General features: G+C 71.3%; 9 protein-coding genes. 6 read left to right on the forward strand and 3 right to left on the reverse strand.

What is annotated here, in order from left to right; all coding sequences use genetic code 11:
- Positions 1-9 precede the first annotated feature (9 nt).
- From C3486_RS37260 to C3486_RS13955, 3 genes are all read right to left on the reverse strand, one after another.
- Complete coding sequence (locus C3486_RS37260; RefSeq protein ID WP_181138540.1) at positions 10-180, reverse strand: DUF6191 domain-containing protein; 171 nt, start codon at positions 178-180, stop codon at positions 10-12.
- Positions 181-248: 68 nt separating this feature from the next.
- On the reverse strand, positions 249-1,412 hold the full coding sequence (locus tag C3486_RS13950; protein WP_103832988.1) for a sorbosone dehydrogenase family protein: 1,164 nt from the start codon (positions 1,410-1,412) through the stop codon (positions 249-251).
- 314 nt (positions 1,413-1,726) lie between these two features.
- Positions 1,727-2,719, reverse strand: coding sequence for an aldo/keto reductase (locus tag C3486_RS13955; RefSeq protein ID WP_181138541.1), 993 nt, complete (start codon positions 2,717-2,719; stop codon positions 1,727-1,729).
- A gap of 88 nt (positions 2,720-2,807) precedes the next feature.
- On the opposite strand from C3486_RS13955, the gene C3486_RS13960 reads away from it, so the two are divergent.
- The 6 genes from C3486_RS13960 (at position 2,808) to serA (ending at position 12,691) form a co-directional block, all read left to right on the forward strand.
- Entirely contained in the window at positions 2,808-3,767 is a 960-nt protein-coding gene (locus C3486_RS13960; RefSeq protein WP_103832990.1) for a 2-hydroxyacid dehydrogenase, read from the forward strand.
- Between the two features lie 318 nt (positions 3,768-4,085).
- A complete protein-coding gene (locus C3486_RS13965; protein WP_103832991.1) occupies positions 4,086-7,076 on the forward strand; it encodes a bifunctional diguanylate cyclase/phosphodiesterase in 2,991 nt (996 codons plus the stop codon).
- Between the two features lie 207 nt (positions 7,077-7,283).
- A complete protein-coding gene (locus C3486_RS13970; protein WP_103832992.1) occupies positions 7,284-9,137 on the forward strand; it encodes an acetolactate synthase large subunit in 1,854 nt (617 codons plus the stop codon).
- 33 nt (positions 9,138-9,170) lie between these two features.
- Complete coding sequence (gene ilvN / locus C3486_RS13975; RefSeq protein WP_103832993.1) at positions 9,171-9,695, forward strand: acetolactate synthase small subunit; 525 nt, start codon at positions 9,171-9,173, stop codon at positions 9,693-9,695.
- A 145-nt stretch (positions 9,696-9,840) separates the two neighbouring features.
- Positions 9,841-10,839: a ketol-acid reductoisomerase gene (gene ilvC, locus C3486_RS13980; RefSeq protein WP_103832994.1), complete on the forward strand. Its 999-nt coding sequence runs from the start codon at positions 9,841-9,843 to the stop codon at positions 10,837-10,839.
- A 247-nt stretch (positions 10,840-11,086) separates the two neighbouring features.
- Entirely contained in the window at positions 11,087-12,691 is a 1,605-nt protein-coding gene (serA, locus tag C3486_RS13985) for a phosphoglycerate dehydrogenase (protein WP_103832995.1), read from the forward strand.
- Positions 12,692-12,722 lie beyond the last annotated feature (31 nt).

Below are 12,722 nucleotides of genomic sequence, written 5' to 3' on the forward strand. Positions count from 1 at the left end.
GGCGGCCGGTCAGGCCGCCGGACGCGGCACGCGCACGACGACCCGCCCGGAGGCGAGGTCGATCGGGCCCCGGCCCGGATCGGAGTCACCGGCGTCGACGACCATGAGGGAGAGCTTCTGCCGCTCGTCCTCGGTGTGCTTGCGGCCCGGCGCGAAGAGCTCTTCGGCGAGGTTGAACATCGCGACCCCCTGGCGTGGCGTCCCTGCTCACTGCGGTCAGTGTAGGCACGCCCGCCGCAAAAAGGACATCATGTGATCTTCAGCCGCAGAATCCGGTCGTCGCCCTTTTCCGGTGTGCCCCGCTTGTCCGTCTCGCTGGTCACCAGCCAGAGCCCGCCGTCCCCGGTGGGCACGACCGTCCGCAGCCGCCCGTACTTCCCCGCCAGGAACGCCTGCGGCTTCGCGACCGGCTCGGTGCCGCGCAGCGGGATGCGCCACAGCCGCTCGCCGCGCAGCCCGGCCATCCACACCGACCCCTTGGCGTACGCGATGCCGCTGGGCGAGGCGTCCGCCGTCCGCCACTGCTCGACCGGCTGCACGAACGAGGACTTCCCGCCGCTCCGGCCCTCGGCGTCGGGCCAGCCGTAGTTCCCGCCCGGCCGGATGAGGTTCAGCTCGTCCCAGGTGTTCTGGCCGAATTCCGACGCCCACAGCCGGTCCTCGGCGTCCCAGGCCAGGCCCTGGACGTTGCGGTGGCCGTAGGAGTAGACGACGGAGTCGGCCGAGGGGTTGCCGTGCACCGGCTCGCCGTCCGGCGTCATCCGCAGGATCTTGCCGCCCAGCGAGTCCTTGTCCTGCGCCTGGTCGCCGTCGCCGGTCTCGCCCGTGCCGGCGTACAGCATCTTGTCCGGGCCGAACGCGATCCGCCCGCCGTTGTGGATGTGGCCCTTGGGGATGCCCTTGAACACCGTGTCGGGCGCGCCCAGTTGGTCGCCGGCCGGGCGCTTGTCGTCGTAGGTCATGCGCGCGATGCGGTTGTCGGACGCGGTGGTGAAGTACGCATAGACCAGGTGGTCGGCGCCGAACGTACTGGCCACGGCGAGGCCCAGCAGCCCGCCCTCGCCGTCGGCTGCCACGCCGGGCACCGAGCCCAGCTCGGTCTTCCTGCCGCTGCCGGCGTCCACCTTGAGGATCTCCCCGGTGTCCCGGGAGGCGACGAGCAGGTCCCCGCCGGGGAGCACGGCCACGCCCCAGGGGGAGTCGAGGCCGGTGGTGAGGGTGTCGACGACCTTCACCGAGCCCTTGGCGGGGGCGGCCGAGGGGGTGCCGTGCGGCGACGCCGAGGCGGAAGCGCCGCGCGACGGCCCGGTGGACGTTTCCGCCGGGCCGGGGGCGTCGTCACCGGAGGAGCAGCCGGCGGCCAGGAGCAGGGCGGCGGCGGTCAGCGCGGCGGTCGCGGTACGGCGTGGCACGGCAGGCGTCCTCTCGTCGACGGGCGCCCCCAGCACACCACACACCAGCGACAACCGCCCGGCCGTTCCGACGACGGGGCCGCGCCCGGATCCCGCGTCCGGTCCCGCGGCCGGCCCCCGGGCCCGTTTCCGCGGTCGGCTCGCCGCGATCGGTTCGCCGAGCCCGGTTCCCGGGTAACCCCCGGCCGGGGGGAAGAGTGCGTTCGATTCGCCCCGAAGGCGCGCGCCCCGCCCTAGTCCGCGTGCTCCCTCGCCCCGTACCCGTGCCTCTCGCCCCGTAAGGCCATCCCCGCCCCCCCCCGTACGCGCGCCCCTCAGTCCCACGACCCCCGGGCCGGCGGCAGGGCGGCGATCTCTGCGAGGTCGTGGCGGGTGAGCCGCACCGTGGCGGCCTTGGCGTTCTGGGTGGCCCAGCGTTCCTTCTTCGTGCCCGGTATGGGGACCACGTGGCGGCCCTGGGCCAGTACCCAGGCCAGCGCGACCTGCCCCGGCGTGACCCCGTGCCGCGCGCCCACCCGGCGCAGCCCGGCCACCACCGGCTGGTTGGCGGCCATCATCTCCGCCGTGAAGCGCGGGTGCCGGGCCCGCAGGTCCTCCGGCTCGAAGCCCTGGCCCGGCGTCAGCGTGCCGGTCAGATAGCCGTTGCCCAGCGGCATCGCGGCGAGGAAGCCCACGCCGCGCGTCTCGCACCACGGCAGCAACGCCTCCAGCGCCTCCGGCGACCACACCGACAGCTCCGCCTCCACGCTGCTGACGGGGAACACCTGCTGGATGCGCTCCAGTTGGCGCAGCGTGGCGTCGTGCATACGGGCGCCGCGGCGCCGGGGGGCCCGCGCGCCGACCGCGCACAGCCCCAGCGCCCGTACCTTCCCGGCCGCCACCAGCTCCGCCATCGCGCCCCAGGTCTCCTCCACCGGCACTTCGGGGTCCGCGCGGTGCAGCTGGTAGAGGTCGATGTGGTCGGTCTGGAGCCGGCGCAGCGAGGCGTCGCAGGCCCGCTTCACGTACCCGGGGCGGCCGTTGGCGACGATGTGCTGCTCGCCGACCAGCAGCCCGACCTTGGTCGAGACGAAGGCCTGCGCACGGCGCTGCTTCAACGCCCGGCCCACCAGCAGCTCATTGGTGAACGGCCCGTACATGTCGGCGGTGTCCAGGAGGGTGCAGCCCCGGTCGAGCGCGGCGTGCACGGTCCGCACCGAGCTCTCCCCGTTCTGCTGCGACGCGGTGTACCCCCAGCTCATCGGCATGCAGCCGAGCCCGATTGCGCCCACTTCGAGCGCTGCCGCACCGATTGTCCTGCGCTCCACCTGGTCGTGCCTCCGTCCCCTCGCCCCGGTCAAGGGCGCTGACCAAACTAACGTCTGATGAGGGGCACTCTTCGCATAGCCTCGGGCCATGGCTTCCGCAGACACCACCCGCGCCACCGATATCTGGCTCCCCTTCCCCGCCGCCGACATCGAGGGACTGCCTGAAGGCCTCTCCTACGTCCAGTGGGACGCCGGCCCCGAATACCCCGCCGATCCCGCCCGCTGCGCCTTTTACGCCGTCCCCTACATGAAGCCCCCGGAGCAGGTCCTGCGGCCGCTGCCGGAGATGACGCACGTACGCGTCGTACAGACCCTCACCGCCGGCATCGAGCACATGCTGCCCGCCGTGCCGCAGCTGCCGGCCGGCGCCCAGCTGTGCAACGCCCGCGGGCTGCACGACGCGAGCACCGCCGAGCTGGCGCTCACGCTCATCCTCGCCGCGCTCCGCGACATCCCCGCGTTCGTCCGAGCCCAGGACGCGGGGGAGTGGCAGCAGGGCTTCCGCGACTCGCTCGCCGACAAGTCCGTCCTCATTGTGGGTTACGGTTCGATCGGAAGTGCCATCGAGGACCGGCTCACGCCGTTTGAGTGTGCGCGGGTGGCGCGCATTGCGCGCACCGCTCGTGACACCGTGCGCGGTCCTGTGCATCCACTCGCGGAGTTGCCCGCCCTGTTGCCCCGGGCAGACGTCGTGATCATGGCGACGCCGCTCACCGACGACACGCGTGGCCTGGTCGGAGCCGATTTCCTGGCCCGGATGAAGGACGGCGCACTCCTCGTGAACATCGCGCGCGGGGGTGTCGTCGACACCAAGGCGCTCCTCGCCGAACTGGAGTCGGGACGGCTCCGGGCAGCACTCGATGTAACCGACCCGGAACCGCTGCCTGCCACTCACCCCCTGTGGCACGCTCCCGGCGTGCTCATCACTCCGCACGTCGGTGGCCCCAGTAGTGCGTTCCTGCCCCGCGCGAAGCGGCTTCTCCGTGATCAACTGCAACTCTTCGCGGCCGGCGAGCCCCTGAAGAACGTCATCACCACCGCGGGCTGACGGGTTGACCGTCGCTCTACGGAGTCGTACGACTGCAAGCTGTACCCCGAATCCGCAGCCAGTCACGCTCCGTAGAGCGACTATGTCCCTGTGTGACGGAACTGGTGTATCGTCCCGAACGGGGACCGGCGCCGGGACGTGGCGGCGCGCGGCGAACGACCGGAACCGAGGGGGGCGACGGGCGATGTACGGCCGATGCACCACCGAGACGAGGACCGCTGACCACACGCGCGTTCCGCGCGTTCCCACGGCGATACGGACGCGGCGCGCGCCGCGCCCGCCACGACCACGCCGCTGGACCGCCCGGGGGAGAGCCCGGTGACCGCCTCCGGTGCCGTGCTCGCCCAGCCGGCCGGGCCGCGCTCGGCGAACAGTCTCCCGCAGATCCTGCTCGCCGTCGTCTGCGGCGGATACGCCACGGGCGCCGCGTTCGGCTGGGGCTCGGAGAAACTGGCCCTGATCATGGGTGACTTCGGGCTCAGCGCGGCGGCCCTGACGGCCGCGGTCTCCTGCGTGCTGTACGCCCGCAGGCACCAGAGCCGCTTTCGACCCGCCTGGCTGCTCTTCGCCGTCTCCTCCGCCATGGCCGGCCTCGGCAACGGCGTCTGGGGATGGTACGAGGTCGTCCTCCAGGCACCCGTACCCAGCCCCTCGGCGGCCGACTTCTGCTTCCTGCTCTTCGCGCCGCCCGCCATCGTCGGACTCCTGGTGCTCGCCAAGCGCCCGGTGACCCGGGCCGGCTGGGTCTGCCTCGCGCTGGACGCCTGGCTCATCGGCGGCTCGCTGCTCACGCTCTCCTGGAGCCTGGCGCTCGCCCACACCACCCACTTCCAGGGCCAGACCGTCTCCCAGAGCGCCCTGTCGCTCGCCTACCCGCTGCTGGACATCGTCCTGGTCAGCATGGTCCTGGCGCTGCACTTCAAGCGCTCCTCTGCCCACCGCTCGGCCATCAACACCGCCATCGCGGCCCTCGCGCTGACCGTCCTGTGCGACGCGCTCTTCACCTCACCGCTGCTGCGCGAGCACTACCGCTCCGGGCAGATCCTGGACGCCGGCTGGTTCGCCGGCTCCATGCTCCTGGCGTACGCCCCCTGGGTCGCCGCGCGCAACGGCGCCGAGACCCCGGGAGAGGGCTTCACCCGCGCCACCCGGCGCACCGCCGTGCCCGCAGGCCCCCGCCCGATCGCCGGGTCGCTGGCCGCGCTCACCCCGTACCTGGCCGCGGCGGTCTGCACCCTCGGCATCCTGCTGAACGTCCTGGACGGCCGCCGCATCGACCACGTCGTGCTCTTCACCGGCTGTACGGTCGTGCTCGCCCTGGTCGTCCGCCAGGGGATCATGCTCGTGGACAACATCACCCTGACCCGGGAGCTGGCCCAGAAGGAGAACCACTTCCGCTCCCTCGTACAGGGCTCCAGCGACGTCATCATGATCGCCGCACCGACCGGCGTGCTGCGCTACGTCAGCCCCGCCGCCTCCGGCGTCTACGGCCGCGACGCCGACGACCTCGTCGGCTCCGAACTGGCCTCCCTCATCCACCCCGAGGACCTCGGCCGCGTGGTGCACGAGGTACGGCGGTTCCTCGCCGCCGACCCCGAGGAGGAGCCCACCACCCGCATCGAGTGCCGCTTCCGGGCCGGCAGCGGCCGCCCCGGCGGCGAGGAATGGCTGAACGTCGAGTCCACGGTCAACCGCCACGAAGGCGGCCTGATCTTCAACTCCCGCGACGTCACCGAACGGGTCCGCCTCCAGGCCCAGCTCCAGCACAACGCCTCCCACGACGCCCTCACCGACCTGCCGAACCGCGCCCTGTTCACCGAGCGCGTCAGCCAGGCCGTCAGCGGACGCCGCTCCTCCGACCACGACACCGCCGTGCTCTACATCGACCTGGACGGCTTCAAGCAGGTCAACGACACCATCGGGCACCAGGCCGGGGACGAGCTGCTGATCCAGGCCGCGCGCCGGCTGGCCGAATCCGTACGCGCCGGGGACATCGCCGCACGCCTGGGCGGCGACGAATTCGCCGCGCTCATCATGGGCGACGGCACCCGCGACCTCACCAGCCGCGAGTTCCGCGTCCACGAGATCGCCGACCGGCTCCGCGTCCGGCTGTCCGAGCCGTACCGCATCGACGGCCAGGAAGTCCGGGTCGCCGCCAGCATCGGCGTCGCCTTCGCCGAGCCCGGCGTCACCCCGGCCACCCTCATGCGCAACGCCGACCTCGCCATGTACCGCGCCAAGCAGGCCGGTAAGGGCCGCGTGGAGCTGTACGCACCCCAGATGCAGGCCGACGTGGTACGCCGCTCCGAACTGGCCACGAAACTCCGCACCGCCCTGCACGACGGCGAATTCGCGCTGCTCCACCAGCCCGTCGTCGAGCTCGCCAGTGGCCGGATCACGGCGGTCGCCGCTCAGGCCCGCTGGCGCTCCGCGCAGGGAATCCTCTTCACCCCCGCCGAGTTCATGCGCGTCGGTGAGGGCGGCCGGGCGGCCGCCGACGACGACGGCGAACGCACCGCCGAGCTGGGCCGCTGGCAGCTGGAGGAGGCGGTCGAGCAGGCCGCGCGGCGGCACCATGCAGGCCACCCGGTCTGCGTCGCCGTCCGGCTCTCCGCCCGGCGGCTGCTCGACCGCAAGCTGCCGCCCCGGAGCATCGAGACGCTGCTCGCCCGGCACGGACTGCCCTCCGGCGCACTCCTGCTGGAACTGTCCGACAGCGACCCACGGGTCCCCCTGGAGGAGCTGGAGCGCCGGCTGGCGGCCCTGCGCCGGCTGGGCGTACGCATCGCCCTCGACGGCTTCGGCAGCGGATACGCCGCCATCAGCGCCCTGCGCCGGCTCCCGATCGACGTACTGCGGCTGGACCGCGGCCTGGTCGACGGAGTGGTGGAATCCGCCCGGCTGCACAAGATCACCGCCGGGCTGCTGCGCATCGCCGGCGACCTCGGACTGCAGTCCGTCGCCGACGGCGTCGACCGCCCCGAACAGATCACCGCACTGCGCGCCATGGGCTGCACGCACGGCCAGGGCATGGCGTTCTCCGGGCCGCTCGACGAGCACCGGCTGCGCCGCGCGCTGACCATCGGCTCGTACCCCGTCCCCGGCTTACTGCCCGAGAGCCGCGAGATGGTCCTGAGCAGCACCGTGCCGACCGCCCGGCGGGCCGGCGGACCCCTGGAGCCGGGCGGCCCCGCACGGCTCGGAGAGCTGCCCCGGCGGCTCGGCCCGGGGGACGTGCCGGCCGGACCGGACGCGATCAGCCATCCCCCGTTGCGCTCAAATAGTGAGACCTCCGTCCCACCCACTTGACACTCCAGGTGCGCCGGGGGGAAGGTCGGAGCCATGCGCACCCGAATTCTCGTACTTGGACAGCGCGTCGGCTAAGGCCGGGCCATGAAGTAGCCCGGCGCACCGCACCGACGCGCTCCCCTCGCTTGCCTACCGGCACGAGGGGTTTTTTGTTGCACCAGCACCGCCAAACCCCATCAAAACCCTCACCTCCGAGAAGAGACGCAGATGACCGAGCAGGCCTCCGGGGCCCACCATCCGCAGCCGCGGGCCCGTACCGGCGGAGCGCAGCAGCCCGCCACCGTCGAGCACGTCACGGGCGCGCAGTCCCTCATTCGTTCTCTCGAGGAGGTCGGGGCCGACACCGTATTCGGTCTCCCCGGCGGTGCGATCCTCCCGGCGTACGACCCGATGATGGACTCCTCCAAGGTCCGCCACGTCCTCGTCCGCCACGAGCAGGGCGCCGGCCACGCGGCCACCGGATACGCGCAGGCCACCGGCAAGGTCGGCGTCTGCATGGCCACCTCGGGCCCCGGCGCCACCAACCTGGTCACCCCGATCGCCGACGCGCACATGGACTCCGTCCCGCTGGTCGCGATCACCGGCCAGGTCGCCTCCGCCGCGATCGGCACGGACGCCTTCCAGGAGGCGGACATCTGCGGCATCACCATGCCGATCACCAAGCACAACTTCCTGGTGACCGACCCCGCCGACATCCCCCGCACCATCGCCGAGGCTTTCCACATCGCCTCCACCGGCCGCCCGGGCCCCGTCCTGGTCGACATCGCCAAGGACGCCATGCAGGCGAAGACGGTGTTCTCCTGGCCGCCGCAGCTGGACCTGCCCGGCTACCGCCCCGTCACTAAGCCGCACGCCAAGCAGATCCGCGAGGCCGCCCGGATGATCACCGAGGCCAAGCGCCCGGTGCTCTACGTCGGCGGCGGCGTGATGAAAGCCGGCGCCACCGCCGAGCTCAAGGTCCTCGCCGAGCTGACCGGCGCCCCCGTCACCACCACCCTGATGGCGCTGGGCTCCTTCCCCGACACCCACCCGCAGCACCTGGGCATGCCCGGCATGCACGGCTCCGTCGCCGCGGTCACCTCGCTCCAGAAGGCCGACCTCATCGTCGCCCTGGGCGCCCGCTTCGACGACCGCGTCACCGGCAAACTCGACAGCTTCGCGCCGTACGCCAAGATCGTGCACGCGGACATCGACCCCGCCGAGATCGGCAAGAACCGCGCGGCCGACGTGCCCATCGTCGGCGACGCCCGCGAGGTCATCGCCGACCTGATCGTGGCCGTCCAGGCCGAGCACGAAGCCGGCCGCACCGGCGACTACACCGCCTGGTGGAAGGACCTCAACCGCTGGCGCGAGCGGTACCCCCTCGGCTACGACCTGCCCGAGGACGGCACCCTCTCCCCGCAGCAGGTCATCCAGCGCATCGGCCAGCTCGCACCCGACGACACCATCTACGCGGCCGGCGTCGGCCAGCACCAGATGTGGGCCGCCCACTTCATCGACTACGAGAAGCCCGCCACCTGGCTGAACTCCGGCGGCGCCGGAACCATGGGCTACGCCGTCCCGGCCGCCATGGGCGCCAAGGCCGGCCAGCCCGACCGCCCGGTGTGGGCCATCGACGGCGACGGCTGCTTCCAGATGACCAACCAGGAACTGGTCACCTGCGCGATGAACAACATCCCCATCAAGGTCGCCATCATCAACAACGGCGCGCTCGGCATGGTCCGCCAGTGGCAGACCCTCTTCTACAACCAGCGCTACAGCAACACCGTCCTGCACCGCGGCCCGGACGACGAACCCGTCCCGAACACCGGCACCCGCTGCCCCGACTTCGTCAAGCTCTCCGAAGCCATGGGCTGCGTCGCGATGCGCTGCGAGGACCCCGCCGAGCTCGACGCCGTCATCGCCAAGGCCAACGCCATCAACGACCGCCCCGTCGTCGTCGACTTCATCGTCCACGAGGACGCCATGGTCTGGCCGATGGTCGCCGCCGGCACCTCCAACGACGAAGTCATGGCCGCCCGCGGGGTCCGCCCCGACTTCGGCGACAACGAAGAAGACTGACCGGCCGGGACAGAAGAGAAGAGACGCAAGCCCATGACCAAGCACACGCTCTCCGTCCTGGTGGAGAACACGCCGGGTATCCTGGCCAGGATCGCCGCGCTGTTCTCCCGCCGCGGCTTCAACATCGACTCACTCGCCGTCGGTGTCACGGAGCACCCCGACATCTCACGCATCACCATCGTCGTGAATGTCGAGTCGCTCCCGCTGGAGCAGGTCACCAAGCAGCTGAACAAGCTGGTCAACGTCCTGAAGATCGTCGAGCTGGAGCCGTCCTCGGCCATCCACCGCGAACTGGTCCTCGTCAAGGTCCGCGCGGACAACGAGACGCGCTCCCAGATCGTCGAGATCGTCCAGCTCTTCCGCGCCAAGACCGTGGACGTCTCGCCGGAGGCCGTCACCATCGAAGCCACCGGCGGCGCCGACAAGCTGGAAGCCATGCTCAAGATGCTCGAGCCGTTCGGCATCAAGGAGCTGGTCCAGTCCGGCACGATCGCCATAGGGCGCGGCGCCCGGTCCATCACGGACCGCTCGCTGCGGGCCCTGGAGCGCTCCGCCTGACCGACGCGTACCCCGGCCGCGCCCCGCACGGCCGGAACGCACCCCCTCACCTGCGGCCCCTGCCCGCATGGCGAGACCCTGAGCTTTCATCCCCGAGCCCCGGCATAGTCTGTGGGCACCAGCTAGTACCAAGGAGAGACCCCAAGTGGCCGAGCTGTTCTACGACGACGACGCCGACCTGTCCATCATCCAGGGCCGTAAGGTCGCGGTTCTCGGCTACGGCAGCCAGGGCCACGCCCACGCGCTGTCGCTGCGCGACTCGGGCGTCGACGTGCGCGTCGGCCTGCACGAGGGCTCCAAGTCCAAGGCGAAGGCCGAGGAGCAGGGCCTGCGCGTGGTGAGCCCCTCCGAGGCGGCGGCCGAGGCCGACGTCATCATGATCCTGGTGCCGGACCCGATCCAGGCCAAGGTCTACGAGGAGTCCGTGAAGGACAACCTGAAGGACGGCGACGCGCTGTTCTTCGGGCACGGCCTCAACATCCGCTACGGCTTCATCAAGCCCCCGGCCAACGTCGACGTCTGCATGGTCGCCCCGAAGGGCCCGGGCCACCTGGTCCGCCGCCAGTACGAGGAAGGCCGCGGCGTGCCCTGCATCGCCGCCGTCGAGCAGGACGCCTCCGGCAACGCCTTCGCGCTCGCCCTCTCGTACGCCAAGGGCATCGGCGGCACCCGCGCCGGCGTCATCAAGACGACCTTCACCGAGGAGACCGAGACCGACCTGTTCGGCGAGCAGGCCGTGCTCTGCGGCGGCACCGCCGCCCTGGTCAAGGCCGGCTTCGAGACCCTGGTCGAGGCGGGCTACCAGCCCGAGATCGCGTACTTCGAGTGCCTCCACGAGCTGAAGCTGATCGTGGACCTCATGTACGAGGGCGGCCTGGAGAAGATGCGCTGGTCGATCTCCGAGACCGCCGAGTGGGGCGACTACGTCACCGGCCCGCGCATCGTCAACGACGCGACCAAGGCCGAGATGAAGAAGGTCCTCGCGGAGATCCAGGACGGCACCTTCGCCAACACCTGGATGAAGGAGTACGAGGCCGGCCTGCCGAAGTACAACGAGTACAAGAAGGCCGACGCCGACCACCTCCTGGAGACCACCGGCAAGAAGCTGCGTGGCCTGATGAGCTGGGTGGACGAGGAGGCGTAAGCCTCGGACGGAAGGGGCCGTACCGCACCGGTACGGCCCCTTCCCCCACTACCTTGTCCACTGCGTAGAACCACGCACGGGTGATCCTTCCGCACCGGAGAAGGAAGAGCCCTGAAACGCCACTACACTGCTGACCACAAGCGCGTCAGGCTCACAACGTCGTGCGTCTTCCACGCGGCTGCCCCCTTCACCGCCTTCGGCCGTCGGGACGGCCGTCCGCGAAGGATTAGTGAGGACTGAAGACCACGTGAGCACTGCTCCTGCCAGCAAACCTGTCGTACTCATCGCCGAAGAGCTGTCGCCCGCGACCGTCGACGCGCTCGGTCCGGACTTCGAGATCCGGCACTGCAACGGCGCGGACCGCGCCGAGCTGATTCCCGCCATCGCCGATGTCGACGCCATCCTGGTGCGCTCCGCGACCAAGGTCGACGCCGAGGCCATCGCCGCCGCCAAGAAGCTCAAGGTCGTCGCCCGCGCGGGTGTGGGTCTGGACAACGTCGACGTCTCCGCCGCCACCAAGGCCGGCGTGATGGTCGTCAACGCACCGACCTCCAACATCGTCACCGCCGCCGAGCTGGCCTGCGGCCTGCTGGTCGCCACCGCGCGGAACATCCCGCAGGCGAACGCCGCGCTGAAGAACGGCGAGTGGAAGCGCAGCAAGTACACCGGCGTGGAGCTGGCGGAGAAGACCCTCGGCGTCGTCGGCCTCGGCCGCATCGGCGTCCTGGTCGCCCAGCGCATGTCCGCCTTCGGCATGAAGGTCGTCGCGTACGACCCGTACGTCCAGCCGGCCCGCGCCGCCCAGATGGGCGTCAAGCTGCTCTCCCTGGACGAGCTGCTCGAGGTCTCGGACTTCATCACCGTCCACCTCCCCAAGACCCCGGAGACCGTCGGCCTCATCGGCGACGAGGCGCTGCACAAGGTCAAGCCGTCCGTCCGCATCGTCAACGCCGCCCGCGGCGGCATCGTCGACGAGGCCGCGCTCGCCTCCGCGCTCAAGGAGGGCCGGGTCGCCGGCGCCGGCCTGGACGTCTACGCGCAGGAGCCCTGCACCGACTCCCCGCTCTTCGAGTTCGACCAGGTCGTGTGCACCCCGCACCTGGGCGCCTCGACCGGTGAGGCCCAGGAGAAGGCCGGTATCGCGGTGGCCCGCTCGGTGCGCCTGGCGCTCGCCGGCGAGCTGGTCCCGGACGCGGTCAACGTCCAGGGCGGCGTGATCGCCGAGGACGTGAAGCCGGGCCTGCCGCTGGCCGAGAAGCTGGGCCGGATCTTCACCGCGCTCGCGGGCGAGGTCGCGGTCCGCCTGGACGTCGAGGTGTACGGCGAGATCACCCAGCACGACGTGAAGGTGCTGGAGCTCTCCGCGCTCAAGGGCGTCTTCGAGGACGTCGTGGACGAGACGGTCTCGTACGTCAACGCGCCGCTGTTCGCGCAGGAGCGCGGCGTCGAGGTACGCCTCACCACCAGCAGCGAGTCGCCGGAGCACCGGAACGTCGTCACCGTGCGCGGCACCCTCGCCGACGGCCAGGAGATCTCCGTCTCCGGCACGCTGGCCGGTCACAAGCACCAGCAGAAGATCGTGTCCGTGGGTGACCACAGCATCGACCTGGCGCTGGCGGACCACATGGCGTTCCTGCGCTACAGCGACCGTCCCGGCGTGGTCGGCACCCTCGGCCGCATCCTGGGCGAGGCGGGCATCAACATCGCCGGCATGCAGGTCTCCCGTGCCGACGTGGGCGGCGAGGCGCTGGTCGCGCTGACGGTGGACGACACCATCGCCACGCCGGTGCTGGCCGAGATCTCCGAGGAGATCGGCGCCACCTCGGCGCGTACGGTCAACCTCGCGGACTGATTCGCGCAGGCTTTCCGAAGGGCCCGGACGA

Origin of the sequence: Streptomyces sp. Ru73 (assembly GCF_002920575.1) — a bacterium.
Classification (GTDB): domain Bacteria; phylum Actinomycetota; class Actinomycetes; order Streptomycetales; family Streptomycetaceae; genus Streptomyces.

Excerpts from the sequence above, each read along its gene's own strand:
- C3486_RS13970 (WP_103832992.1), top strand. The coding sequence starts at position 7,284 with ATGACCGAGCAGGCCTCCGGGGCCCACCATCCGCAGCCGCGGGCCCGT.
- C3486_RS37260 (WP_181138540.1), bottom strand. The coding sequence starts at position 180 with ATGTTCAACCTCGCCGAAGAGCTCTTCGCGCCGGGCCGCAAGCACACC.
- ilvN (WP_103832993.1), top strand. The coding sequence starts at position 9,171 with ATGACCAAGCACACGCTCTCCGTCCTGGTGGAGAACACGCCGGGTATC.
- C3486_RS13960 (WP_103832990.1), top strand. The coding sequence starts at position 2,808 with ATGGCTTCCGCAGACACCACCCGCGCCACCGATATCTGGCTCCCCTTC.